Here is a 24,586-nt window from a genome sequence, read left to right as displayed (position 1 = left end):
GATCAGACCTTCGGCCCCGCTTTTTCATCTCCCGGAAGGACCGGATAGTCCGCGCCTTCCCATGGCGAGAGGAAATCGAACTTGCGGAATTCCTGGTTGAGCCGGACGGGCTCGTACACCACCCGCTTCTCCTGGTCGTCGTAGCGGACCTCGACGAAACCGGTGGTCGGGAAATCCTTGCGCAGCGGATGACCCTCGAAGCCGTAGTCGGTGAGGATGCGACGCATGTCGGGATGGCCGACGAAGAACACGCCGTAGAGGTCGTAGGCCTCGCGCTCGAACCAGTCGGCGCCGGGGAACACATCGATCAGCGACGGCACCTGCGTGGTCTCGTCGGCCTGGGCCTTGAGCCGGATGCGGGTGTTCAGGGTCGGCGACAGGAAGTGATAAATCACGTCGAAGCGCTTTTCGCGCGACGGATAGTCTGCGGCCGTGATGTCGGTGAAGTTGATGAAGCGGCAGTTCGGGTCGTCGCGGAGGTACTTGACCACCTCGACGATCTTGCTGGCCTCGACATCGACCGTGAGCTGGTTGAAGGCCACCGAATGACCGGTGGCGGCGCCCGGAAGCGCGCTAACGATCGTCTGCCCCAGGGCGTCGAGCTTGGCGTCGTCCATGACGTAAAACCTTAGCGTTCGATGGTGCCGGTACGCCGGATCTTCTTCTGCAGCAGCAGCACGCCGTAGAGCAGCGCTTCCGCCGTAGGCGGGCAGCCCGGCACGTAGATGTCGATCGGCACGATGCGGTCGCAGCCGCGCACGACCGAGTAGGAATAGTGATAGTAACCGCCGCCATTGGCGCAGGAGCCCATCGAGATGACGTAGCGCGGCTCCGGCATCTGGTCGTAGACCTTGCGCAGCGCGGGCGCCATCTTGTTGGTCAGCGTGCCCGCGACGATCATCACGTCGGACTGGCGCGGCGAGGCACGCGGCGCGAAGCCGAAGCGCTCGACGTCGTAGCGCGGCATCGACACCTGCATCATCTCGACCGCGCAGCAGGCGAGACCGAAGGTCATCCACATCAGGGAGCCGGTGCGCGCCCAGGTGATGAGGTCGTCGGTCGCGGCCACGAAGAAGCCCTTGTCGGACAGCTCGGAATTGACCTCGAGGAAGAACGGATCATTGGCCCCGACCGGCTTGCCGGTCGACGGATCCAGGATGCCCTTGGGGGCCGGCGCGAGAACCGGACCCGTGGACGATGCAGGGTTCAATCCCATTCGAGTGCTCCCTTCTTCCATTCATAGGCGAACCCGACCGTCAGCACGGCGAGAAACACCACCATGGACCAGAAGCCGGTCGCGCCAAGCTTGCCGAACGCCACCGCCCAGGGAAACAGGAACGCCACCTCGAGGTCGAAGATGATGAAGAGGATGGCGACCAGGTAGAAGCGCACGTCGAACTTCATGCGCGCGTCGTCGAACGCGTTGAAACCGCACTCATACGCCGACAGCTTTTCCGGGTCCGGCTGTTGGAACGCCACGACGAAGGGCGCGATCAGCAGCACGAGGCCGATCAGGCTCGCTACCCCTATAAAGACGACGAGTGGAAGATAGTTCTGCAGAATGCCGCTCATTGGCGAGCCCTTTTTCCCGCAGCCTCGGGACAGCCACGGATTCGTCCGATTTGGAATTATTCTGAGCCTTAGCGCAGTGCACCAATGGGCGCAAGACACGCTCTTTTTAGGCCCTTTGCCGCCCCCAGAACGGTGAAAATCCCGGAATCACCCCGCGGGTGGTATGGAGCAGATCGCTGGGCCCAGCAAGGGCGTCCGCGTTTTGCAGAACTGCAGGGCCGGCAGCACGTCCGGATTTGCTGCGCGCAGGCTGCGTCAGCTACTGATCGCGTGCCGGCCGTGAAAATTGCCCGGTTTTTTGAGTGCGGCAGCGCACCCAAACCCAGGCGATGACCAGCACGGGGGCCCCCACCGTCAGCCAGGCGACATATTGGCCGGCCGTCCCCCAGAGGAGCGCAGCCAGGAGACCGGTGATGGTCGCAGCCGCGAGCATGATAGGTGCCGCAAAGACACGTATCCACAGGCGCGAGCGATCGGACCAGCCATGCATCACGACGGGACCGGGGCTCGTCCGGCGAATGTGTCGGCGCGGGCGGACTTTCGCTTCCTCCGCCGGGCCAGCCAGAGATAGAGGCCGCTGCCGATCACGACGATGGTGAGCAGGTCGAGCGCGGCCCAGATCACCTTGAGCGGCATGCCGCCGTAATCGCCGAAATGCAGCGGCTGCGAGATCAGCAGGGCCTGGAGATAGAGCGGCAGTGCCCTGCTGTCGGCGACCTCCCCACTTTCGCCGTCCAGCAGGACTGGCTTGAGCAGCCGCGATGTCAGCGCCGAGTCGCCTCGCATGAAGGCGGCAAAATGATGCGAGGACGTGAACAGCGTGCCCGGAAAAGCAATGAACGCGACCTCCATGCCGGGGGCCGCCCCTTTCGCGCGGGAGACGACATCATCGAGCGAGGCCAGATGCACGGGCGGCGGCTTGCCGGCATAGGGTGCGACCATGCTGGCGAGTTCGGTCGCCTTCCACTGGTTCAGCATCAGCTCGGCCCAGGTGTTGACGACGCCGGTCAGTCCGACCACCAGCGCCCAGGCCACCGTCGCCACCCCGATCAGATTGTGCCAATCGAGCCAGCGCACGCGTCGGGACGCATGATCACGGATGGTGGCAAAGCGCAGGCGGCGGGTGAACGGCCAATACAGCACCACGCCAGAGACGATGGCGACGGCGAATAGCAGCCCCATCGCACCGAGAAACAATTTTCCGGCCTGGCCTGCGAACATGTCGGTGTGCAGCTTGAGGACGATCAGCATCGGCCCGACGCCGACCGGCCCGAGCAGTTTTGCCGAGACGGCGTCGAAGGCCCGCACCGTCGCATTGTCGGGAAGCCCGTCAGGCGCATTGTTGGTGAACGCCATCACGATCCCGGGCTCGTCCTTGTCCCAGGAGATATATTGCATCACCCGGCCCGGATCGGCGGCGAGCGCGGCGTCGGCGATGGCTTGCGGCCTCGCGCGCGCCGCGCTCGCATGAGCTTCGGGCTGGGGGGCATAGCCCAGGAGCTCATCGATCTCGTGGTGGAACACCAGCGGCAGGCCGGTGAGGCAGAGCAGCAGCAGGAAGACGGTCGAGATCAGGCTGGTCCAGGTGTGGACCACGGACCAGAGCCTGACCGCGCGCGCCTTCACGAGGCCCTCCTCTCGCCGGCGCTTACCACTTGTAGGAGACGCTGGCGGTGACGCGCCGGCGGTCGCCGTAGAAGCAGGAGGTCGGGAACGAACAGCTCGCGACATAGATCTTGTCGGTCAGGTTGATCACGTTGAGCGCCGTACGCCAGTTCTGCCATTCGTAATGAAGCGCGAGATCGCCAAGCACCACTGCGGGAACCTCGAGGGTGTTGGCCGGGTCGGCCCAGGACGAGCCGACGTAGCGCACGCCGCCGCCGAAACCGAAGCCTTCGAGCGGCCCATCCTTGAAGGTGTAGTCGGCCCAGCCGGAGACCAGGAGCTGAGGCGTATTGGTCGGCGCCTTGCCGACCAACGACGGATCGAGATCCCGGCTGTTGAAGAGATGATAGGCGGTGAAGGCGCCGATCAGCTTGAGTTCCTTGGTGGCATTGGCCACCGCTTCGAGCTCGATACCGCGCGAGGTCACCTCGCCGGTCTGGTTCAGCAGGATCGGCGTACCGGCGGTCGTCGCCACGTTCTGCCGCTTCAGGTCGAACACCGAGGCGGTGAAATAGCCGTCGAACCCCTTCGGCGCGACCTTCACGCCGATCTCGGTCTGCTGCCCGGTCTCCGGCAGGAAGAGCTGGTTGCTGGCGTTGAGACCGATGACCGGATTGTAGCTCGTCGCATAGGAAATATAGGGCGCGATGCCGTTGTCGAAATTGTAGATCAGCCCGGCCCGGCCGCTGAACTTGCTGTCGTCACGGCTGGCGACCGCGGCCCCGGTGTCACGCGCGTCCTGCTTTGTCTCGACCCAGTCGTTGCGGCCGCTCAGCACGAGCGTGAAGTTGCCGAGCTTCAACTGATCCTGAAGGTAGGCGCCTGCCTGCTTCTGCGTGATCTGGAAATTGCGGAACGGAGCGCCCGTGAGCGGAATGTTGAGACCGTAGACGGGATTGAAGACATTGATCGACGGGACGGTGCCGAAATTGAAGTTCTGGTAGTCGTCGATCTGATAGCCCTTCAGATCCACCCCGAATAGCATTGTGTGCCGCACCGGCCCCGTATTGAAGCGATACTCCAGCTGGTTATCGAGATTGGCCTGGTTCGCCGTGTTCTTCGCGTACCAGTTATAACGGCCCATCGTCGCCGTGTTGATGTTGTCCCAGCCGTTGCCGATGAACCCGCGATAGGTCAGGTCGATGTGCGCGAACCGCGCATTCTGGCGAAACGTCAGGTCGTCGTTGAGATGACGTTCGAACTGGTAGCCGAGCATCTCCTGCTCGCGCGTGAACTTGTCGACATTGGGATCGCCGACGAAGAAGCTGGTCGGGATCTTGCCGAACGGCGCGTTCGTCACCGTGCCCTGGTATGGCAGGAAGTTGATGCCTCTTGTGTCCGTCTTCGAGGCCGATGCGAGAACCGTGAAGGTCGTGTCGGCATCCGGCTTCCACGCGAACGACGGCGCGATGAAGTAGTTGTTGTCGGGTGTGAAGTCGACCTGCGTACCACCGTTCCTGACCTCGCCGACGACGCGGTAGAACAGCTTGCCGTCCTGCGGCTGCGTCGCGATCGGCCCGCCGACATCGAAGCCGATATAGGCATTGCCGAAATTGTTGACGCCGGTTTCGATGTAGCGGATCGGCTCGGCCGGCGGCATCTTGCTGATGACGTTCACGATGCCGCTCGGGCTCGATCCGCCATAGAGCACGGCAGACGGACCGCGCAGCACCTCGACGCGCTCCATGTTGGAGGGCGGCAGCCGCCAGCTCGCATAGGAGGTGTAGAACAGCTGCATGCCGTCGAGGAACAGTCCGATGTCGTCGGACTTGAAGCCGCGGATCAACCACCAATCGTTGCGCGTGTCCGCGCCAAAAGTGCCGGCGCGCACGCCGGCGGTATAGCGCAGCACCTCGTCGAGCTTGTTCGGCTTCTGGTCGCGGATCTGCTCGGCACCGATCACCGACACCGACTGTGGCGTCTCCATGATCGGCGTGTTGGTCTTGGTGCCGGACGAGCTGCGACCGGCGACGTAGCCGTTCACCGGGCCACGCGGCGTCTCGACGAAGCCGACATTGCGCTGCGGCTGCGGCGTGCTCCTGGCCGCGGTCTGCGCCGACCGCGGCGCGCGACGCTGCGGCGTCGCGGCAGCTCGCCGGCGTGCGTCCGGCGCGGTGACGGTCACCGACGGCAGGTTCGTCGCGCCGCTCTGCGCGGACGTTTGTGCAAGCGATGCCTGCGGCACCAAAATCAAAGCGGATGCGGTCGCCAACACGGCCGACCGCAGCATTCCAAGTCTGTTCACGCGCCACCCCAAACGTATTTTGCATGCGTCATGCCGTCAGTCCCGTGACGGCATGCGCTGCGATGAGGCTTATGGGAGGGTGCGCGAATTCCCTAATTGAAATGTTCTTAGAACGACTCTTAGAGTCGATCTAACGACGATCGCGGCGAGATCAGCGCGAACTCTTCTCACTCTCGAGCATGTCGGCGGCGATCGCCGTGAGCTGATCGACCTGCCCCCAGGACCGCCAAGCCGGGTCACCAAGCCTCGGCGGTCATCGCCATGCTCGCACGCTCTTGCTCATTGGGCCGCCCGCGCGATCCGGGATGACTACGGCCATGCCGGCGCCTGAGACCGGGTCCGGCCCGCCCCATCCGGCGAAACCGCTTGGGCGGGAGATGAAACCATTTCGCGGAACCCGCGAAACCATCCGGAAACAGATGCTCCTTAAGACAAGAGCCATAGACGGCGGCAAAGCCCGTCGGGAGGCTCAGATGAACCACTCAATTCACTCCGCTGATCGTGCGACCCACCTGAAGATCGTGGTGGTGGCGCTGGTGGCCGGCATCATGGTGGCCGGCTTCGGGATCGCAGCCCGCACCAATGCCGATCACACCCAGACCGCCCAGTCCACGCCCGTGATCAAGGCCGGCAAGCCGGTGGTGGTGACGAGCGCCGGGACGTCGGAGATTCGCTGAAACGTCCTCTTCCGGGCTGACCCATGGCCGCCTCCGGGCGGCCATTTTCGTTTTCCAGAGCAATGCTTAGCCGAGATCCACCACGCCAGCGCAACGTCCTTGACTTCACCCAGCCCCGCCTTTAAGTCCCCCCTCGTTCCGCGCGCATCAGCGAACCACGCGGGAGTAGCTCAGTTGGTTAGAGCGCCGGCCTGTCACGCCGGAGGTCGCGGGTTCGAGCCCCGTCTCTCGCGCCATTTTGGCAATCCCCTCAAAGTCTTAGCCTGAAATCCTCGAGGTCTGCCGCGGCTGCGGCGAGCCGTGGACGGCGTTCGGCCGGCGGGAACCCGTGGCATGGTCAACCCGCGCCCGAATCGTCTACGCCTCAAAGCACTTAGAGGGATCCCCACCCCATGCTCGGCTTTTCCAGGGATGCCCCGTCATTGGACCATCGAGGAGGCCTGCCATGGCGAAGAAGGATCTGGCCAAGAAGGATTCGGCAAAGAAGGCAGCCGCCCCCGCCACCATCACCCTCAAGCACCTCGCCGCCGACATCGCGGAGAGCCAGGACTTGTCGAAAAAGCACGCCGAATCTGTCCTCACCGACATGGTCGATCTGATCACCAGGCACCTGAAGAAGGGCGATCGCGTCCGTATCGTCGGGCTCGGCATCCTCCAGGTCCGCAAACGGGCCGCCCGCACCGGCCGCAATCCCGCCACCGGCGAGCCGATCCACATCAAGGCCAGCAAGAAGGTCACCTTCCGCCCAGTCAAGGAACTGAAAGAGGCGATCTGAGGTTCAGCGTTTACCAGGCCTGCTCCGCGCCGTTCCGGCCGCATCGCGGCCCGCTTTTTCTGATATACCGCCCGCTTCCCCTGACCTCGGCGGTTTGACCAGAAATGTCCTCCCTCACCTTCTCGCATACCGTGACCGAGCGCTTCCTGCGCTACGTCACCATCGACACCCAGTCCGATCCGGAATCCCCCAGCTCGCCATCCACCGAGAAGCAGAAGGATCTCGGCCGCGTGCTCGCCGCCGAGCTGAAAGCCATGGGCGTTACGGACGCCCATCTCGACGATTACGGCTATGTCTACGGCACGATCCCGGCCAACACCGACAAGAAGGTGCCGGTGATCTGCTTCTGCTCGCACATGGACACCTCGCCCGACGTCACGGGCAAGGACGTCAAGCCGCAACTGGTGAAGAACTATCGTGGCGGCGACATCACCCTGCCGGGCGACACCAGCCAGGTCATCCGCTTCAATGAGCACCCTGCGCTGAAGAACCAGATCGGCAACGACATTATCACCACCGACGGCACCACGCTGCTCGGTGCCGACAACAAGGCCGGCGTCGCCGAAATCATGGATGCCGCGCATTTCTTCATCAACAACCCCGATGTGAAGCACGGCACCATCAAGATCCTGTTCACGCCGGACGAAGAGATCGGCCGTGGCGTCGACAATGTCGACCTGACGAAGCTGGGCGCCGATTTCGGCTACACCATGGACGGCGAGAGCGCGGGCTGCGTCGAGGACGAGACTTTCTCGGCCGACGGCGCCACCATCACCATCAACGGCGTCAGCGCCCATCCCGGCTACGCCAAGGGCAAGATGGAGCACGCGATCAAGATCGCCGCCGCCATCGTCGAGCGGCTGCCGAAGGAAGGCTGCTCGCCGGAGACGACGTCGGGCAAGCAGGGCTTCCTGCATCCGATCGGCATCGAGGGCGCACTGGAGCAGGCAAGCCTGTCCTTCATCGTCCGCGACTTCACCGAGGAAGGGCTGAAGGAGAAAGAGGACCTGCTCGAGGGCATCGTCAAGGACGTCATGAAGGACTATCCGCGCTCGACCTACAAGTTCGAGGTGCGCGAGCAGTACCGCAACATGAAGCAGGTGATCGACCGTCACCCGCACGTGCTCGAATACGCCATCGAGGCGATCCGTCGTGCCGGCCTGCGTCCGATGCGCACCGCGATCCGCGGCGGCACCGACGGCTCGCGCCTGTCCTTCATGGGCCTGCCCTGCCCCAACATCTTCGCCGGCGAGCATGCGTTCCACTCGCGGCTGGAATGGGTCAGCCGGCAGGACATGGAGAAAGCCGTGCAGACCATTGTCCATCTGGCGATGATTTGGGAAGAGAAAGCCTGAAGCGCGCGACGAGACTGGAATGAATCATCATCGCGCCTCGATGCAATACATCGCGTCTGGCCGTGCCGGCCTTGCGACAGAAGTCGCAGGCGAAGGCACCGGGGTCGTCTTTCTCCATGCCAATGTGTGCGACCGGCGCATGTGGCGCGCTCAATTCGACGGAATGAGCGCCACGCACAAGGCCATCGCCTATGACCGGCGCGGGTTCGGCCAAACCCGCGTCGAGCCTGAAGACTTTTCCGCCCTCGCCGATCTCGTCGCAGTGCTGGAGGCGACTGCAGGCGGCAGGCCCGTAATCCTCGTCGGCTGTTCTCTCGGCGGGCGCATCGCGCTCGATGCCGCGATCCGCCATCCTTCGCGAGTTCGTGCGCTCGTTCTGATTGCCCCCAATGTCGCGGGTGCACCCGATCCAACCTATCCAGCCGACATCGCGACACTGATGATGCAATGGAAGGAGATCGAGGCATCCGGCGATCTCGATCGGATGAACGCGATGAAGGCACGTCTTTGGCTGGACGGACCGCGGGCCCCCGAAGGCCGCGTTGCCGGCCCGGCTCGCGATCTGCTGCTTGAGATGAACGGCATCGCGCTCCGCTCTCCACCGTTCGGATCGGACATCGACGTCACACCGTTCTTCCACCGGCTCCACGAGATCGCGGTGCCGACCCTCGTGATATGGGGTGACCTCGATTTCCCCTATGTTCAGGACCGCTGTCGCCATCTCGTCGCGGCAGTCTCGGGCGCGGAGGGCCGTGAATTGCCTGATGTGGCCCATCTTCCCAGCCTGGAGCGCCCGGCGGAGATCACTGCCCTCGTTACCGAGTTCGTTCAGCGGCATGCGGGGGTGGACCGATAGGTCCTCGCCCCCGACAAGCTTACGGCACCGGCATCGCGCGCGGGCTGCGATGGAAACGGTTGGAGCTCGCCATCCAGTTCGGCAGCGGCTCTCCATCGCGGTGGCGCCCGCCGGCGACAGCCGCCGCCCAAGCGACCGCGGCGCCGATCAGGGTCGCGGCTGCGACCGAGAAGGCAACGATGATCGAGTTGCGCCGCGCGCGGTTGATGGCCGTCCGGGAGTCTGCGATCAGCGCATCGACGCGCCGCTCGGCGTCGGGAGCGGCCAGCCCCGTCACCGCGGCGACCTGCTGCACGAGGTAGGTCCGGTCATCGGCGCTGACGCCGCTGTGGCTGGACGACGTCATGAGGACACGCCCCGCTTCGGCGCGGGCTTCCCTCAGATCCGTGTTGGGCGCGCGGCGGGGCGCACGGAACAGCTTGTCGAGCTCATAGCTCAACAGAGGCTCGGCTGCGGACGTATTGCTCGCCGAGCTGCGCACCGGCGAACGGTCGATCGCAGCAGCGCCAAGAAGCGCCAGCAGAGCCGCACCGGCCAGCACGGCCAGCGCCCACGACGTCAGTCCATGCAGCCCGTCGCGCCGCTCGCCATCGTCCTCGACCGTTGCCAGGGCAGGCGCCGGTCGCGCCGTCCGTCCGGCGATGTAGCCGCCGACGCCGAAGCTGATGATCGCCTGGATGATCAGATAGAGCCCGGAGAGCAGCGCCAGCGCCGCCGAGGCATCGCGCCATGTCGGCGAGGCCGAACTGACACCGAGGCCGACCGCAACACCAAAGCCGACCAAGATGAAGGACATTGCGCCCGCGGCGAGAGCGCCTGCGAGCACCGAGCTCCACTGGATGGTCCGGCGGTCGTCGGCAGCCGCACCGCCCTCCATCCTGTTATCCCGTGCGAGGGTTTCCATTTGCCGTCCTCTCAGCGCAGGCCGAAGAACGACAGGATCGCCATGATCACGACGATCAAGCCGATGAGATAAATCAATCCGTCCATAGTCCCATCCTCCTTTTTATGGTCGCTAATCGGGAGGAAGGAATAACGTTCCTAATTCGGTGTCAGTTGCGGAACGAACCGGCAAGGCGGGCGTTACCTGTCCGAGTCCCAAGGATGAAGATTGTGAGCACAAAGGCCTCAGCCGGTCATGGCTGGGGCCTTTCCGCGTTTGGAGCGCCTGATCTCTTCCTCGCTTGTCCTATGTTAACGACGCCGGCGCCGGGATCATCAAAGATGCGATCGGGGCGGAACCTTCCGGATCGGGAGCGGCGCGTGGACCGCAGAACGGCGTGCCTGCATCAGGCGGATGCATTCCGGGAGAAGGCCCTCGCCGATCCCGAACACCACGATCAGTGGATCGATGAAGCCATCAAATGGCTGGAGCGGGCGATGGAAGCGGGTCGTCGTGCCGCCATCACCGTGGAAGCCTACGATGGCAGCCACGTCCAAGACCCGACCGTCCCGGCCGACATCGAAGCCACTGCCCCGCGCCGACGCGTCATCGCGCGCCAGTGAAGAGGCAGCCGCGACGCAGTGCTGCGGCAATTGTTCCATGGACGTAACAATGTTGCGGGTCGACACTGTTCCCGTCGCCATGCTAGGCCGGGCACAGACCGTAACCAGAGTGACGTCGTGCTCGCGAACCGGCAGCCTTGCAGAACTTCCCGTCCGCGCCATTGGCGCGGGCTGCTGTCTGTGCTGATCGCGGTTGTCTATCTGCTCGCGAGCACGCTGCACGGCTCGCACGACATCGACGTCACCACGCCCGGCGGCAGCTCGGAGATCGCTGCGGTTCTTGACGGCTCCCCGGCTGACACCGACCACAAGGCCGTCGGCGGGCATCATTGCCACGGCTGCTTCTCGCTCACGGTGACTCAGCCGGCGCCATCGGGCGCATCGGTCGCGCTTGTGTCGGCCACCAGGTCGCAACACACACCCCGGCTCGCCGGAATTGTCCCCGATACCGACTCCCCGCCTCCCAAACATATTGCCTGACGGATTGGTCGGGCGTTCGGCGCCCAATAGGTTCATCCTTCACAGGTCGGTTTCATGTTTCGCAGGGGAATGGCCGCGCGTCTGGCGTGCGCGGCGGCGTGTCTGATTGTTGGAGCGGCGCTTGCGCCGTCTCACGCCCAGACTTTGACGATGCGGAGCGCGTTGTCGCGCGCGCTGACCGCAAGCCCGCGGCTGACGGCGGCGGAGCGCGACGTCGGCATCGCCACGGGACAGCGCATCCAGGCCGGCGCGCAGCTCAATCCGGAACTGACCTATGAACAGGACGATTCCTTCGGCTCCGGCAGATATCGCGGGACGCGATCGGCCGAGACCACGCTCCAGATCAGCCAGGCCTTCGAGCTGTTCGGCAAGCGGGAGGCCCGGGTCGCAGCCGGGCAAGCCGGCATCGAAGTCGCCGCGATCCAGCGCAAGGCCGTCAGGCTCGAGGTGCTGTCGGAGACCGCGATCGCCTTCCTCAGCGTGCTCGGCGCACAGCGGCGCATCCAGATCCTGGACGAGCAGATCGCCGCGATCGATCAATTGACGCCGCTCCTGCGTCGCCGCGTCGAGGCTGGGGCCTCCTCGCCGGCCGAGACCGGCCGCGCCGAGGTTGCCTCTGCCCTGGTGAAGGCCGACCGCGAGCGCTTCAAGGCGACGCTGGCCAGCGCCCGGCGCGAGCTTGCGGTGCTGATGGGAGATCCCACCGCGAAATTCGGCGAGGTCTCGGGCCGGCTCGACACCACGGGACGACCGCCCGCGTTCCAGGCGGTGGTCGCCGCCATCGACGCCAATCCGCAACTGGTGCGCTGGACGGCCGTGTACGCCCAGCGCAATGCTGAGCTGCTGCTGGCACGTCTCAGGCCTTACCCCGACGTGCGGATCGCCGCCGGCTGGCGCCATTACAACGAGACCAATGACGATGCCGTGCGCTTCACCCTCTCGGTGCCGATCCCCGTGTTCGACCAGAACCAGGGCAACATCCTCTCGGCACAGGAAAGCCTCGCCAAGACCAAAGCCGAGCGCGAGGCCAACCGCAACACGCTGATCGTGATCGCCGGGCGGGCCTACGATTCGCTGCAAGGCTCGCTGCGCGAACTGGCGATCTTGCGCGAGACCGCTATCCCCAAGGCCGTTGAAGCGTCCGAGGCGATCGCGCAAGGCTACGGCCAGGGCCGTTTCACCTTGCTCGAGGTGCTCGACGCCCAGGCGAGCGTCACCCAGGCGCGGCTGCGGGAGCAGGAGGCACTCCAGAACTTCCACGCGGGCGTTGCAACCATCGAAGGCCTCGTCGGCAACCCCTTCACGCTGGCGCGGGAGAGCGCACGATGAAGACGTCCTCTACACTTCTCGTCGCCATCCTTGCCGCCGTACTCGGCGCTTACGGCTATTCCCTGCTCGCGCCGGGCAAGCCTGCGCACGGCGAGCATGCCGAGCACTCGGAACACAAGAAGCCGAACGACCATGTCGAGCAGGATGAGCACGGTGCCGATCGCATCCGCATCTCCGACGTCAAGCTCGCGGCCGCGGGCGTCACGCTGGCAGAGGCTGCGAGCGCGACACTCACCGACACGCTCGCCTTCAACGGCATCCTGCGCGCCAACCAGGAAGCGGTGGTACAGGTGACGCCGCGCTTCCCGGGCCTCGCCAAATCCATCCAGAAACGCATCGGCGACAAGGTCGGCAAGGACGATCTGCTCGCCGCGATCGAGAGCAACCAGAGCCTCACCGTCTACGAGCTGAAGGCGCCGATCGCCGGCACGATCATCGAGCGACAGATCTCGCTCGGCGAATACGCTTCCGAGCAGAAGCCGGCCTTCGTCGTCGCCGATCTCTCCACCATCTGGGTCGATCTGTCGATCTACCGGCAGGACCTCCGGCGCGTTCGCCTCAATGACGAGGTGCTGATCGATCCCGACGACGGCCGTGGCGAGATCAAGGGCACGATCTCCTACATGGCGCCGATCGGCTCGAGCGAGACCCAGACCGCACTCGCCCGTGTGGTGCTGCAAAATCCGGACGGCCGCCTGCGCCCCGGACTGTTCGTCACGGCACGGCTGATCCTCGCCGCCCGCGAGGTCGCGGTCGCCGTGCGCCGCAGCGCGATCCAGACGCTGGAGAACCGGACCATCGTGTTCGTCCGCGAGGACGGCGACAAGATCGAGGCGCGCCCGGTGGAGCTTGGCGATTCCGATCCAAGGTTCGTCGAGATCAAGGCCGGTCTTGCGGCCGGCGAGCACTACGTCGCCGAAAACAGCTTCGTCGTGAAGGCGGAGATGGGCAAGGGCGAGGCCGAACATGATTGAGCGCCTCATCGCCGTCTCGCTGCAGCAGCGCTGGCTGGTCCTCATATTCGCGCTCGGCGCCCTCGCCTTCGGCGCCTGGAATTTCCAGCGCCTTCCGATCGACGCCGTGCCCGACATCACCAACGTCCAGGTCCAGATCAACACCCGCGCGCCCGGCTATTCGCCGCTGGAGACCGAGCAGCGCATCACCTTCCCGGTCGAGACCGCGATGGGCGGCCTGCCCAAGCTCGACTACACCCGTTCGCTGTCGCGCTACGGCCTCAGCCAGGTGACGGTCGTCTTCAAGGACGGCACCGACATCTTTTTCGCCCGCCAGCTGGTCGGCGAGCGCATCCAGCAGGTGAAGGACCAGCTTCCGGTGGGCATCGAGGTCGCGATGGGGCCGGTCTCCACCGGGCTCGGCGAAATCTTCATGTACACCGTCGAGGCGAAGGCGGGCGCCAAGACTCAAGGCGGCCACGACTATTCGCTGACCGATTTGCGCACCGTGCAGGACTGGATCATCCGGCCGCAGCTTCGCAACGTGCCGGGGGTGATCGAGGTCAACACCATCGGCGGGTTCGAGCGGCAGTTCCATGTCCTGCCCGACCCGGGCAAGCTGATGGCCTACCGGCTCGGCTTTCGCGACGTCATGACGGCCCTCGCCGCCAACAATGCCAATGTCGGGGCCGGCTATATCGAGCGCAACGGCGAGCAATATCTGGTTCGCTCACCGGGTCAGGTCGGCAATGTCAGCGAGATCCAGGACATCGTCATCGGCTCGCGCGGCGGCAATCCCGTCCGGATCAGGGACGTCGCGCGCGTGAGAGAGGGCCGCGATCTTCGCACGGGAGCGGCGACGTGGAACGGCGAGGAGACCGTGCTCGGCACCGCCATGCTGCTGATCGGCGAGAACAGCCGCAGCGTGGCGCGCCGCGTCGCAGCCCGCCTGGAGGACATCGGCAAATCGCTGCCCGACGGCGTCGTGACGCGGACCGTCTACGACCGCACCGATCTGGTCGAGGCCACCATCCGCACGGTCCAGAACAATTTGCTGGAAGGCGCGGCGCTGGTCGTGGCCGTGTTGTTCCTGATCCTCGGCAACATCCGTGCCGCGCTGGTCACGGCCTGCGTCATCCCCCTGTCCATGGCTCTGACCATCACCGGCATGGTCGAGACCAAGGTCAGCGCCAACCTCATGAGCCTGGGCGCGATCGACTTCGGCATCATCGTCGATGGCGCCGTGATCATCGTCGAGAACTGCCTGCGCATGCTGGCCGCCGCCCAGCGCGAGAAAGGCGGGCTGCTGACGACGCCCGAACGACTGCGCGCGATCCTGCGCGGGTCGAGCGACGTCATCAAGCCGAGCCTGTTCGGAACCTTGATCATCGCGGTGGTCTACCTGCCGGTGCTGACGCTGACCGGCGTCGAAGGCAAGATGTTCACGCCGATGGCGCTGACCGTGCTGATGGCGCTCGGCGCCGCCGTGCTGTTCTCCGTCACCTTCGTGCCGGCGGCCGTTGCCATCTTCGTCACCGGCAAGGTGTCCGAGCACGAAAACCTGTTCATGCGGGCGGCGAAGCGCGCCTATCTCCCCCTGCTTCGGTTTGCCATCGACAACCGGGCCGCCGTCGCCATGATGGCCGTCGTCATCGTGGTCGCAAGCGGCATCGCCGCCTCGCGCATGGGCGGCGAGTTCATTCCGAGCCTGGACGAAGGCGACGTCGCATTGGCCTCGATCCGGATTCCCGGCACCAGCCTCACCCAATCGCTGGACCTGCAGAAGGCGCTGGAAAAGCGCATCGTGCGGATCCCTGAGGTGAAGGAGTTCTTCACCCGCATCGGCACCGCGGAGATTGCGACCGATCCGATGTCGCCGGCGCAGACCGACGGCTACGTCATGCTGAAGCCGCGCGCCGAATGGCCCGACCCGGACAAGTCGAAATCCGAGGTGATCGAGGCCATCGAGCATGCCGCTGACGAGATTCCCGGCAGCGCTTATGAAATCTCCCAGCCGATCCAGTTCCGTGTCAACGAACTGATCTCCGGCGTGCGCACCGATGTCGGCGTCAAGATCTTCGGCGACGATCTCGACATCCTGCAAGGGGCTGCAAAGCAGGTCGAGGCCGCAATTCGCGGCATCCGCGGCGCCAGCGACGTCAAGATCGAGCAGGTCGCGGGCCTGCCGATCCTCACCGTCCGGCTCGACCGCCAGGCGCTCGCCCGCTACGGGCTCAGCATCAGCGAGGTGCAGGGTATCGTCGAGATCGCGGTCGGCGGCAAGTCGGCCGGCAAGCTGTTCGAGGGCGATCGCCGCTTCGACATCGTCGTGCGCCTGCCCGAGCATTTGCGCGGCAATCTCGAGGCCATCAGGGCCATCCCGATCCCGCTGCCGCCCGGTGAGGAGGCCGGCTCCGGCGCTGCCGTTCGAACGGCACTGGCCACCTCCCCGCTCACCCAGATGCGCTACGTGCCCCTGTCCTCGGTTGCGACCGTCGATGCGACGCCCGGTCCGAACCAGATCAGCCGGGAGAACGGCAAGCGGCGCATCGTCGTCACGGCCAATGTCCGCGCGCGCGACCTCGGCTCCTTCGTGTCCGAGGCGGAAGCGGCGGTGGCGGAGAAGGTCAAGCTGCCGCCGGGCTATTGGATCGGCTGGGGCGGGCAGTTCGAGCAGCTGGTCTCGGCGACCAAACGGCTGACGATCGTGGTGCCGGTGGCGCTGCTGCTGGTGTTCCTGCTGTTGTTCATGGCGATGGGATCGGCGGCGGATGCGGCGCTGGTGTTCTCCGGCGTGCCGCTGGCGCTGACCGGCGGCGTTGCTGCGCTGCTGCTGCGCGACATCCCGCTGTCCATCAGCGCCGGTGTCGGCTTCATCGCCCTGTCGGGCGTCGCCGTGCTCAATGGCCTCGTCATCATCGCCTTCATCGAGCGCCTGCGCAGCGAGGGGCATTCCGTCGTGGATGCCGTACGCGAGGGAGCGCTGACGCGGCTGCGGCCGGTCTTGATGACGGCCCTCGTCGCCTCACTGGGCTTCGTGCCGATGGCGCTCGCCACCGGCGCCGGCGCCGAGGTGCAGCGGCCGCTTGCGACCGTGGTGATCGGCGGCATCCTCTCCTCGACGGTGCTGACATTGCTGGTGCTGCCGGCGCTCTACATGCTGTTCCGCCGTGACGGGGCAAGTGAAACGCCTACAATGGCGTCTGATTTGGCGACTTCCCGGGAGCGTTAGGATTGGCCGGCCACGACCACCACGGTCATCACCACCATGATCATGGCGACCATACGCATGGTCATGGTCACGACCACAGTCATGGCCATGATCACTCGCATGTCCACGCGCCCGCGAATTTCGGCAAGGCCTTCGCGATCGGCATTTCGCTCAACATCGCGCTGGTCGTGGCCGAAGCGGTCTACGGCTATATCGGCAACTCCACCGCCCTCCTCGCGGACGCCGGCCACAACCTGTCCGACGTGCTCGGCCTAGTCGTGGCCTGGGGCGCCTCGATCGCGGCGCGGCGGGCGCCGAGCGGCCGCTTCACCTACGGCTTTCGCGCCTCCACCATCCTGGCGGCGCTGGCCAATGCGGTGTTCCTGCTGGTCGCAACCGGCGCGATCGGCTGGGAGGCGATTTTGCGCCTGCGCGAGCCGGAGCCGGTCGCAGGCGTGACCGTGATGGTGGTCGCCGGCATCGGCATCCTGATCAATGGTTTCACGGCCCTGCTGTTCGCGAGCGGGCGCAAGGACGACATCAACATCGAAGGCGCGTACCTGCACATGGCCGCCGACGCCGCGGTCTCGCTCGGCGTCGTGGTCTCCGCCGCGCTGATCATCTGGACCGGCTGGCTCTGGCTCGACCCCGTCACCAGCCTCGTCATCTGCGCCACCATCCTCTGGAGCACGACCAGCCTCTTGCGCGGCTCCATCGACATGTCGATGGCAGCAGCGCCCAAGGGCACCGACCTCGCCGCGATCAGGGCGTTCCTGCTCGCGCGGCCCGGTGTCTCGGCGATCCACGATCTCCACGTCTGGCCGATCTCGACCACCGAGACGGCGCTGACCTGCCACCTCGTCATGCCCGCCGGCACCGGCGATGCGTTCCTGATGGAGACGGCGCAGATGCTGAAGACCGCCTACCGCATCGGCCACACCACGCTTCAGGTGGAAACGCATCCCGACAACGGCTGCGCGCTGGCGCCCGATGATGTGGTTTGAGGCGGCACAGCCCCGTCCACGTCGTCATCGCGAGCGCAGCGAAGCAATCCAGACTGTCGCCGCGGAGGGACTCTGGACTGCTTTCGTCGCACGCGCTCCTCGCAATGACGCGGAGAGAGCGCGGTGCCCTACCCAGCCTTTGCCGTCACGATCCAAATCGCGCCCTGGAGCGCCACGCTCTGCCCCTTCAGGAACGGTGCGAGCGCCTCGCGGATCGAAGCCTTGGCAGCTTCATATGTCTCCGGCGGATGGCCCTGGAGTGCGCGGCTGGCGGGGCCGATCTGGAGAGCGCCGTCCACGGCTGCATCGAGGCCGCCGCCGATGGCAACGTCCATCGCGAGATCATGCGGCTCCATCGCCACGCCTGTGAAGCCTGCGCCTTTGAGAATTCGCATCACACGCTCTTCCGAGGCGAATGCGAACGGGCCCGGCTCCTCCGGCCCGACCGGCGGCATTTTGGGCACGTGTTTGTAGACCGCCATCAGCGGCGCCATCATCCAGGGGTTTTCCTTCGGCTCGCGCCAGCAGACGAAGGCGAGCCTACCGGTCGGCTTCAGCGCGCGGCGGAGATTGGTGAAGGACGCAACGGGATCGGCGAAGAACATCACGCCGAAACGCGAGGCGAGCAGATCATAGCTCGCCGGCTCGAACGGATGAACCGTCGCATCCGCCAGCGCGAAATCGAGCGGCAAGCCTTTCGGCGCCAGCGAACGCGCCTGGGACAGCATCGGCTCAGAGACGTCGAGGCCGAGCGCGAACCCGTCGGGCGCCACTGCCTTCGCGAACGCGAACGTCGTCGCACCGGAGCCGCAGCCGACGTCGATCACGCGCTCGCCCGGCCCGGGCTTGGCGCGGTCGATTAGCACATCGGCGATAGGCCCGAGCAACTTCTCCTGGACCGCATGGCGATCGGCCCAGCGCTGCCCGCCCGGGCCGTTCCAATAGGCGATCTGGTCGGCGTTTTGCTCATGTCCGCTGGGCTGTTGCATGATGTCTCCGGTCATTCCCTTTCGCGATGCCCGTCCGTCGCGGTTCTACAACCGCACACCGGCGATATCACGTTGGGATGTCCGGCGCACCCCTTCCCGGAACCGGAGCTGGCTGCGCCGGTCTCCTACGCGACGCTGCGGGCCCAGCCAGCCCCCTTGCCATAAATGCCTCCAGACCCGAAGCAGCCGATCTCGTGCCTGCGCATTACGGCCGCATTGGTTTCACCGAACGGACACATCGGAATCAGATGCCAACCAGATTTCCTCGATAGGTTCGCCGTTCCTCAAACTGGAAAGGCATGACCATGCGCAGCTTCACGGCATCCGTCATCATTGCAGCTCTCTCGCTCGGAACACCGGCTCTGGTGCAGGCACAGGGCGCATCGTCGCAACCCGGCGAGGAACAGTCGTCGACACAGTCCAGCACGGTGATCCGGAGCATACAGGTTGTCGACGTCAAGGAATTGCAGCCGGCCGTGCGGGCGAAAGTCGATGAACTCGTGGCGCACACAACCGATCAAGACATCCAGTCGCTCCGGCAGTCCATCGACGCCACGCCGGAGGCAGCGTCCGTGCTCAAGGCCAAGGGCTTGAGTTCGTCACAAGTCGTCGCGATCAACATCGCCGACGGGGTTCTGACGATGTTCACCAAGACGGCCTGACAAGGGAATTGCCCTGCACCGGGCCTGCTGCAGGGCAGTTCGCCGCCAGCGGGAGAACTGTGACCAAGCCGCCGATTGGGGCCAGTTCGCCCGCGCTCGGCTCTTGCTTCGTCACCCGCCGGGGCGCTAAAGAGGCGCACTTGGGCGGTTAGCTCAGCTGGTTAGAGCATCTCGTTTACACCGAGAGGGTCCGCGGTTCGAATCCGTGACCGCCCACCAGCCTTCGCTCGCTTCGCGAACTGCGGCTCGGCAAGCCAGCACCGCAAGGTCATGAGCGCGAAGCAAGCGAAGGCTGCCGCGCCGAAGCCCAACGGGCGTAGGCGGGCTGCTGCCGCCGCGAGCCTGGCTCGACAAGCCCACCTCAATCCCCCGGCCTTCCTGGCAGCAGCGGCACGGCATCGATCCACACTGCTGCGGACTGGCACCAGATCTGCCTCACCGGCCGCAGCTTGTCGCGCTGGCGGATCGAGCCCCAGCGGATCCCCCAATCGTCCGCCTGATCGCCCTCGCCGCTGGTGAACAGCGGGGAACCGCAGTCCGCGCAGAAGTGCTGGAAGCGCATCCGGCCGTTGTCACCGCGTTTGCCGTAGATTCTTGGCGTGCCGCCGGTCAGGCGGACGTCGTCCCTGGTGCAGACGGCCGTCACCCGGAACGGCGAGCCGGTCAGCGCCTGGCAGTCGGTGCAGTGGCAGACCGAAACCGCCTCCGGATCGACCTCGGCCTCGAAGGTGATTGTCCCGCAATGGCATCGCCCGTCGACCTGCATCGCCCTCGTCTCCCTGCCCCCATAAAAAAACGGCGCCCGAAGGCGCCGTTTTATCATCATTCCGAGCTGCGATCTCAGTGAGCGGTCAGGCCGCCGGCGGCTTCATCGCCGTCCGGCTTCACCGTCACCTTGGTGTCCTCTTCCCAGACGATCGGCACGGGCTTCTTCACCAGCGCCTTGGCGACGACGTCGTCGAGGCGCGAGACCGGGATGATCTCCATGCCGCCCTTGATCGCATCGGAAATCTCCGTGAGATCCTTCGCGTTGTCCTCGGGGATCAGCACCGTCTTGATGCCGCCGCGGGCCGCAGCCAGCAGCTTCTCCTTCAGGCCGCCGATCGGCAGCACGCGGCCGCGCAGCGTGATCTCGCCGGTCATCGCGACATCGTGGCGGACCGGGATGCCGGTCATGACCGAGATGATCGCGGTGGCCATGGCGACACCCGCGGACGGACCGTCCTTCGGCGTCGCGCCTTCCGGCACGTGCACGTGGATGTCGCGTCGATCGAACATCGGCGGCTCGATGCCATAGTTGATCGCGCGCGAGCGGACATAGGACGCCGCCGCCGAGATCGACTCCTTCATCACGTCACGCAGATTGCCCGTGACCGTCATCTTGCCCTTGCCGGGCATCATGACGCCTTCGATGGTCAGCAGCTCGCCGCCGACATCGGTCCAGGCAAGGCCGGTGACGATGCCAACCTGCGGCTCGCTCTCGATCTCGCCGAAGCGGTACTTCGGCACGCCGAGCAGCTCTTCCAGAGTCTTCTCGGTGACCTTGACCGCCTTCTTCTTGGAGATCATCAGCTCCTTCACCGCCTTGCGGGCGAGTGTCGAAAGCTCACGCTCCAGGTTACGCACGCCCGCTTCGCGGGTGTAGCGGCGGATCAGAAGCAGCAGTGCGTCGTCGTCGATCGCGAACTCCTTGGAATCCAGACCGTGCTTGGACACCGCGTTCGGGATCAGATGCTTGCGCGAGATCTCGACCTTCTCGTTCTCGGTGTAGCCCGCGATCCGGATGATCTCCATGCGGTCCATCAGGGGGCCCGGAATATTGAGCGTATTCGCGGTGGTGATGAACATCACGTTGGACAGATCGTAGTCGACCTCGAGATAGTGGTCGTTGAACGTCCCGTTCTGCTCGGGGTCGAGAACCTCGAGCAAGGCGGAGGACGGATCGCCGCGGAAATCGGCGCCCATCTTGTCGATCTCGTCCAGCAGGAACAGCGGATTGGACGACTTGGCCTTGCGCATCGACTGGATGATCTTGCCGGGCATCGAGCCGATATAGGTGCGGCGGTGACCGCGGATCTCGGCCTCGTCGCGCACACCGCCGAGCGAGACGCGCACGAATTCGCGCCCCGTCGCCTTCGCGATCGACTTGCCGAGCGAGGTCTTGCCGACGCCGGGCGGCCCGACGAGGCACAGGATCGGTCCGGTCAGCTTGTTGGCACGCGACTGCACGGCGAGATACTCGACGATGCGCTCCTTGACCTTCTCCAGCCCGTAGTGATCGGAGTCCAGGATGGCTTGCGCCTGCTCCAGGTCCTTCTTCACTTTGGACTTCTTGTTCCACGGGATCGACAGCAGCCAATCCAGATAGTTGCGCACGACGGTCGCTTCCGCGGACATCGGCGACATCTGGCGCAGCTTCTTCAATTCATGCTGCGCCTTCTCGCGCGCTTCCTTGGAAAGCTTGGTCTTGGAGATTTTCTCTTCGAGATCGGCGAGCTCGTCGCGACCGTCGTCGTCGCCGAGCTCCTTCTGGATCGCCTTCATCTGCTCGTTGAGATAATACTCGCGCTGGGTCTTCTCCATCTGGCGCTTGACGCGCGAGCGGATCCGCTTCTCGACCTGCAGCACCGAGATCTCGCTCTCCATCAGGCCCAGCACCTTCTCCAGGCGCGTGGTGACCGACAGCGTCTCCAGGATGCCCTGGCGGTCGGCGATCTTGACGGCGAGATGCGAGGCAACGGTGTCGGCGAGCTTGGCGAAATCGGTGATCGCCTGAACGACGCCGACGACCTCGGCCGAGATCTTCTTGTTGAGCTTCACATAGCTCTCGAAGTCGGACACGACCGAGCGTGCCATCGCTTCGGCCTCGACCGACTTCGCATCGGTGTCGGCGAGTGCAATGGCGGTGGCTTCGTAATAGTCGGCGCGATCGGTGTACTTCTGAACGCGCGCACGCTCGAGCCCTTCGACCAGCACCTTCACGGTGCCGTCGGGAAGCTTCAAGAGCTGCAGCACGCTGGCGAGCGTACCGGTCTCGTAAATGGCATCGGGCGCCGGATCATCGTCGGACGCGTTCTTCTGCGTCGCGAGCATGATCAGCGCATCGTTCTTCATCACCTCTTCGAGCGCGCGGATCGACTTCTCGCGGCCGACGAAGAGCGGAACGATCATGTGCGGGAACACGACGATGTCGCGCAGCGGCAGCACGGGATAGGCGTGCGTTTCGCCATGAACGATGGTTGGCCGGGGTTTTGGATTAGTCATGGCCTTTTCCTTTTGCTTTACCCCCTCGCACGCAGCCCGCTGATCATGCGCAACCGCCACAAGGTGCCGAATTGATCCGCAAGGCCGGTCGGTCCTCTACGAGTTGGACCGGCTCGCCGGATCGGAACTGAGGCGAATCTGGAAGAGAATTTTCGCTCGCCGCCGACATTAGGTGGCTATCGACCCGGGGGGTGTCAAGTCATCGAAAAACACGCGCCATCAGGCGCTTACGCAACGCGGTAAGCGACGCAACACCGGCTGCGGAGATACACTTCCGCAGCCCGACTTGGGGATACAATTGCAGCGTTCCGGCCGCCAGATCAGGCGCTGGCGTTCTCGACGGCGCGATCGGACCGATCGGCGTAGATGTAGAGCGGACGCGCCGTTCCTTCCACGACTTCGCGGGAGATCACGACTTCTTCCACACCTTCCAGGCCCGGCAGGTCGAACATGGTCTCGAGCAGGATCGCCTCGAGGATCGACCGCAGGCCGCGCGCGCCGGTCTTGCGCTCGATCGCCTTGCGGGCAACCGCGCCAAGCGCCTCGTCGGCGAAGGTCAGCTCGATGTTCTCCATCTCGAACAGCCGCTGGTACTGCTTCACCAGCGCGTTCTTCGGCTCGGTGAGGATCTTCTTCAGCGAGGCCTCGTCGAGATCCTCGAGCGTCGCCACGACGGGCAGACGGCCGACGAATTCGGGGATGAGGCCGTACTTCAGGAGATCCTCGGGCTCGACGTGACGGAAGATCTCGCCGGTCCGGCGATCTTCCGGCGCCATCACCTGGGCCGCGAAACCGATCGAGGTCGACCGTCCGCGTGCCGAGATGATCTTCTCGAGGCCGGCGAACGCGCCGCCGCAGATGAACAGGATGTTGGTGGTGTCCACCTGCAGGAACTCCTGCTGCGGATGCTTGCGGCCGCCCTGCGGCGGGACCGAAGCCACCGTGCCTTCCATGATCTTGAGCAGCGCCTGCTGCACGCCCTCACCCGACACGTCGCGCGTGATCGAGGGGTTGTCGGACTTGCGGCTGATCTTGTCGATTTCGTCGATGTAGACGATGCCGCGCTGGGCACGCTCGACATTGTAGTCGGCGGCCTGAAGCAGCTTCAGGATGATGTTCTCGACGTCCTCGCCGACATAGCCGGCTTCGGTCAGGGTCGTCGCATCCGCCATCGTGAACGGCACGTCCAGGATCCGGGCGAGCGTCTGCGCGAGCAGCGTCTTGCCCGAACCGGTCGGACCGATCAGCAGGATGTTCGACTTCGCGAGCTCGACGTCGTTGTGCTTGGTCTGGTGGTTGAGGCGCTTGTAGTGATTGTGCACCGCGACCGACAGGACCTTCTTCGCATGGCTCTGGCCGATCACGTAATCGTCCAGGACCTTGCAGATTTCCTTCGGCGTCGGAATGCCGTCGCGCGACTTGACCAGCGAGGATTTGTTCTCCTCGCGGATGATGTCCATGCAGAGCTCGACGCACTCGTCGCAGATGAAGACCGTGGGACCCGCGATCAGTTTGCGGACTTCGTGCTGGCTCTTGCCGCAGAACGAGCAATATAGCGTGTTCTTGGAGTCGCTCGTGCCGACCTTACTCATTCATGTCTCCGTCCGCGGTTCGATCCCGTTCCGCTCGATCGCTCCATTCCGACACGAAGGCCGGCATGAAGCTTAAGTAGAGCAAATTCCGTACCAAAAAAGACCCTACGCGTTACACACCGTGCGAATCACGGCAGCTCGATTCTCCGCGATCATAGCCGATCAATCGTAGCCAACCATGCTGTCACCCGACTATCAAGAATTCGCTAATCGGGGGTCGTCGGCTACCCGTGACAATACCGTGATTTCCGGTCTTGGCACGGGCGAAGTGATCGAAATCACCCCGACGTTGCTGGATTGCCACGAAAAACAAGCACGAAAGCGGAACTTTCTGCCTGCCGCAGGGCGCAAAACCGCGTTTTGCAACGCGCACACGCGTCCATAGCGTGAACGCCACCCTGATGGTGCGAGACGATCCCAAGCGGCTGCCGAGGGATCGCGTCGCGTTCCA

General features: G+C 64.8%; 21 protein-coding genes and 2 tRNA genes. 13 read left to right on the top strand and 10 right to left on the bottom strand.

Translation table 11 applies throughout. The features are described 5' to 3' along the window. Nucleotides 1–2: 2 nt before the first annotated feature. The 5 genes from ACFDR6_RS25710 to ACFDR6_RS25690 all read right to left on the bottom strand — a co-directional run bounded on the left by ACFDR6_RS25710 (nt 3) and on the right by ACFDR6_RS25690 (nt 5,467). Complete coding sequence (locus ACFDR6_RS25710) at nt 3–617, bottom strand: NADH-quinone oxidoreductase subunit C (protein ID WP_212089897.1); 615 nt, start codon at nt 615–617, stop codon at nt 3–5. Nucleotides 618–628: 11 nt separating this feature from the next. Then, nucleotides 629–1,216, bottom strand: a complete 588-nt coding sequence (locus tag ACFDR6_RS25705; RefSeq protein ID WP_167533053.1) for a NuoB/complex I 20 kDa subunit family protein — start codon at nt 1,214–1,216, stop codon at nt 629–631. After that, complete coding sequence (locus tag ACFDR6_RS25700) at nt 1,207–1,572, bottom strand: NADH-quinone oxidoreductase subunit A (RefSeq protein ID WP_212089895.1); 366 nt, start codon at nt 1,570–1,572, stop codon at nt 1,207–1,209. The genes ACFDR6_RS25705 and ACFDR6_RS25700 overlap by 10 nt, the downstream gene beginning before the upstream one ends. 489 nt (nt 1,573–2,061) lie before the next feature. Then, nucleotides 2,062–3,198, bottom strand: coding sequence for a PepSY-associated TM helix domain-containing protein (locus tag ACFDR6_RS25695; RefSeq protein ID WP_375859948.1), 1,137 nt, complete (start codon nt 3,196–3,198; stop codon nt 2,062–2,064). A gap of 22 nt (nt 3,199–3,220) precedes the next feature. Further along, entirely contained in the window at nt 3,221–5,467 is a 2,247-nt protein-coding gene (locus ACFDR6_RS25690; protein WP_375860023.1) for a TonB-dependent siderophore receptor, read from the bottom strand. A 488-nt stretch (nt 5,468–5,955) separates the two neighbouring features. Here ACFDR6_RS25690 and ACFDR6_RS25685 point away from each other — a divergent pair, with 488 nt between their 5' ends. The 5 genes from ACFDR6_RS25685 (at nt 5,956) to ACFDR6_RS25665 (ending at nt 9,145) form a co-directional block, all read left to right on the top strand. Further along, complete coding sequence (locus tag ACFDR6_RS25685) at nt 5,956–6,159, top strand: hypothetical protein (RefSeq protein WP_212089891.1); 204 nt, start codon at nt 5,956–5,958, stop codon at nt 6,157–6,159. A 159-nt stretch (nt 6,160–6,318) separates the two neighbouring features. Further along, nucleotides 6,319–6,395: transfer RNA gene (locus ACFDR6_RS25680), tRNA-Asp, on the top strand. 209 nt (nt 6,396–6,604) lie between these two features. Further along, the gene (locus ACFDR6_RS25675) at nt 6,605–6,934 is read left to right on the top strand and encodes an HU family DNA-binding protein (protein ID WP_375859945.1); all 330 of its coding nucleotides are present in this window, start codon (nt 6,605–6,607) and stop codon (nt 6,932–6,934) included. Between the two features lie 104 nt (nt 6,935–7,038). Then, nucleotides 7,039–8,289 carry a peptidase T gene (pepT, locus tag ACFDR6_RS25670; protein WP_212089887.1) on the top strand — a complete coding sequence of 417 codons (1,251 nt, stop codon included), beginning with the start codon at nt 7,039–7,041 and terminating at the stop codon, nt 8,287–8,289. A 19-nt stretch (nt 8,290–8,308) separates the two neighbouring features. Further along, a complete protein-coding gene (locus tag ACFDR6_RS25665; protein ID WP_317239312.1) occupies nt 8,309–9,145 on the top strand; it encodes an alpha/beta fold hydrolase in 837 nt (278 codons plus the stop codon). A gap of 19 nt (nt 9,146–9,164) precedes the next feature. Here the strand turns inward: ACFDR6_RS25665 and ACFDR6_RS25660 are convergent, their stop codons facing one another. Then, nucleotides 9,165–10,049, bottom strand: a complete 885-nt coding sequence (locus ACFDR6_RS25660) for a hypothetical protein (protein ID WP_375859944.1) — start codon at nt 10,047–10,049, stop codon at nt 9,165–9,167. A gap of 359 nt (nt 10,050–10,408) precedes the next feature. Here ACFDR6_RS25660 and ACFDR6_RS25655 point away from each other — a divergent pair, with 359 nt between their 5' ends. From ACFDR6_RS25655 to ACFDR6_RS25630, 6 genes are all read left to right on the top strand, one after another. Next, a complete protein-coding gene (locus tag ACFDR6_RS25655) occupies nt 10,409–10,651 on the top strand; it encodes a hypothetical protein (RefSeq protein ID WP_375859942.1) in 243 nt (80 codons plus the stop codon). Nucleotides 10,652–10,768: 117 nt separating this feature from the next. Beyond that, on the top strand, nt 10,769–11,131 hold the full coding sequence (locus ACFDR6_RS25650; RefSeq protein WP_375859940.1) for a hypothetical protein: 363 nt from the start codon (nt 10,769–10,771) through the stop codon (nt 11,129–11,131). Nucleotides 11,132–11,185: 54 nt separating this feature from the next. Then, nucleotides 11,186–12,460 carry a divalent metal ion exporter subunit IhpA gene (ihpA, locus tag ACFDR6_RS25645; RefSeq protein ID WP_375859939.1) on the top strand — a complete coding sequence of 425 codons (1,275 nt, stop codon included), beginning with the start codon at nt 11,186–11,188 and terminating at the stop codon, nt 12,458–12,460. Next, nucleotides 12,457–13,434, top strand: coding sequence for a divalent metal ion exporter adaptor subunit IhpB (ihpB, locus tag ACFDR6_RS25640; RefSeq protein WP_317243838.1), 978 nt, complete (start codon nt 12,457–12,459; stop codon nt 13,432–13,434). Before ihpA ends, ihpB begins: the two co-directional genes overlap by 4 nt. After that, a complete protein-coding gene (locus tag ACFDR6_RS25635; RefSeq protein WP_375859938.1) occupies nt 13,427–16,645 on the top strand; it encodes an efflux RND transporter permease subunit in 3,219 nt (1,072 codons plus the stop codon). Before ihpB ends, ACFDR6_RS25635 begins: the two co-directional genes overlap by 8 nt. Nucleotides 16,646–16,647: 2 nt before the next feature. Continuing rightward, nucleotides 16,648–17,628 carry a cation diffusion facilitator family transporter gene (locus ACFDR6_RS25630; RefSeq protein WP_212089874.1) on the top strand — a complete coding sequence of 327 codons (981 nt, stop codon included), beginning with the start codon at nt 16,648–16,650 and terminating at the stop codon, nt 17,626–17,628. 128 nt (nt 17,629–17,756) lie between these two features. Here ACFDR6_RS25630 and ACFDR6_RS25625 read toward each other — a convergent pair whose 3' ends face one another. Then, nucleotides 17,757–18,617 carry a class I SAM-dependent methyltransferase gene (locus ACFDR6_RS25625; RefSeq protein WP_375859936.1) on the bottom strand — a complete coding sequence of 287 codons (861 nt, stop codon included), beginning with the start codon at nt 18,615–18,617 and terminating at the stop codon, nt 17,757–17,759. A gap of 299 nt (nt 18,618–18,916) precedes the next feature. On the opposite strand from ACFDR6_RS25625, the gene ACFDR6_RS25620 reads away from it, so the two are divergent. Continuing rightward, nucleotides 18,917–19,279, top strand: a complete 363-nt coding sequence (locus ACFDR6_RS25620; RefSeq protein WP_317243835.1) for a hypothetical protein — start codon at nt 18,917–18,919, stop codon at nt 19,277–19,279. A 142-nt stretch (nt 19,280–19,421) separates the two neighbouring features. Continuing rightward, nucleotides 19,422–19,498 (top strand) — tRNA-Val (locus ACFDR6_RS25615). A gap of 142 nt (nt 19,499–19,640) precedes the next feature. On the opposite strand, the gene ACFDR6_RS25610 is transcribed toward ACFDR6_RS25615, so the two are convergent. From ACFDR6_RS25610 to clpX, 3 genes are all read right to left on the bottom strand, one after another. Beyond that, a complete protein-coding gene (locus ACFDR6_RS25610; RefSeq protein ID WP_317243834.1) occupies nt 19,641–20,045 on the bottom strand; it encodes a GFA family protein in 405 nt (134 codons plus the stop codon). 74 nt (nt 20,046–20,119) lie between these two features. Further along, entirely contained in the window at nt 20,120–22,543 is a 2,424-nt protein-coding gene (lon, locus tag ACFDR6_RS25605) for an endopeptidase La (RefSeq protein WP_375859934.1), read from the bottom strand. Between the two features lie 320 nt (nt 22,544–22,863). Next, nucleotides 22,864–24,135 carry an ATP-dependent Clp protease ATP-binding subunit ClpX gene (gene clpX, locus ACFDR6_RS25600; RefSeq protein WP_091965274.1) on the bottom strand — a complete coding sequence of 424 codons (1,272 nt, stop codon included), beginning with the start codon at nt 24,133–24,135 and terminating at the stop codon, nt 22,864–22,866. Between the last annotated feature and the right edge of the window lie 451 nt (nt 24,136–24,586).

The sequence above is a fragment of the Bradyrhizobium tunisiense genome, from assembly GCF_042263385.1.
GTDB classification, from domain to species: domain Bacteria; phylum Pseudomonadota; class Alphaproteobacteria; order Rhizobiales; family Xanthobacteraceae; genus Bradyrhizobium; species Bradyrhizobium tunisiense.
The sequence above is the reverse complement of the archived record's forward strand: the minus strand, read 5'-3'. Positions and strand labels throughout refer to the sequence as shown.

Excerpts from the sequence above, each read along its gene's own strand:
- ACFDR6_RS25705 (WP_167533053.1), bottom strand. The coding sequence starts at position 1,216 with ATGGGATTGAACCCTGCATCGTCCACGGGTCCGGTTCTCGCGCCGGCC.
- ACFDR6_RS25690 (WP_375860023.1), bottom strand. The coding sequence starts at position 5,467 with ATGCTGCGGTCGGCCGTGTTGGCGACCGCATCCGCTTTGATTTTGGTG.
- ACFDR6_RS25625 (WP_375859936.1), bottom strand. The coding sequence starts at position 18,617 with ATGCAACAGCCCAGCGGACATGAGCAAAACGCCGACCAGATCGCCTAT.
- ihpA (WP_375859939.1), top strand. The coding sequence starts at position 11,186 with ATGTTTCGCAGGGGAATGGCCGCGCGTCTGGCGTGCGCGGCGGCGTGT.
- pepT (WP_212089887.1), top strand. The coding sequence starts at position 7,039 with ATGTCCTCCCTCACCTTCTCGCATACCGTGACCGAGCGCTTCCTGCGC.
- ACFDR6_RS25660 (WP_375859944.1), bottom strand. The coding sequence starts at position 10,049 with ATGGAAACCCTCGCACGGGATAACAGGATGGAGGGCGGTGCGGCTGCC.
- ACFDR6_RS25665 (WP_317239312.1), top strand. The coding sequence starts at position 8,309 with ATGAATCATCATCGCGCCTCGATGCAATACATCGCGTCTGGCCGTGCC.
- ihpB (WP_317243838.1), top strand. The coding sequence starts at position 12,457 with ATGAAGACGTCCTCTACACTTCTCGTCGCCATCCTTGCCGCCGTACTC.
- ACFDR6_RS25685 (WP_212089891.1), top strand. The coding sequence starts at position 5,956 with ATGAACCACTCAATTCACTCCGCTGATCGTGCGACCCACCTGAAGATC.
- ACFDR6_RS25635 (WP_375859938.1), top strand. The coding sequence starts at position 13,427 with ATGATTGAGCGCCTCATCGCCGTCTCGCTGCAGCAGCGCTGGCTGGTC.
- lon (WP_375859934.1), bottom strand. The coding sequence starts at position 22,543 with ATGACTAATCCAAAACCCCGGCCAACCATCGTTCATGGCGAAACGCAC.
- ACFDR6_RS25710 (WP_212089897.1), bottom strand. The coding sequence starts at position 617 with ATGGACGACGCCAAGCTCGACGCCCTGGGGCAGACGATCGTTAGCGCG.
- ACFDR6_RS25675 (WP_375859945.1), top strand. The coding sequence starts at position 6,605 with ATGGCGAAGAAGGATCTGGCCAAGAAGGATTCGGCAAAGAAGGCAGCC.
- ACFDR6_RS25620 (WP_317243835.1), top strand. The coding sequence starts at position 18,917 with ATGACCATGCGCAGCTTCACGGCATCCGTCATCATTGCAGCTCTCTCG.
- ACFDR6_RS25700 (WP_212089895.1), bottom strand. The coding sequence starts at position 1,572 with ATGAGCGGCATTCTGCAGAACTATCTTCCACTCGTCGTCTTTATAGGG.
- clpX (WP_091965274.1), bottom strand. The coding sequence starts at position 24,135 with ATGAGTAAGGTCGGCACGAGCGACTCCAAGAACACGCTATATTGCTCG.
- ACFDR6_RS25610 (WP_317243834.1), bottom strand. The coding sequence starts at position 20,045 with ATGCAGGTCGACGGGCGATGCCATTGCGGGACAATCACCTTCGAGGCC.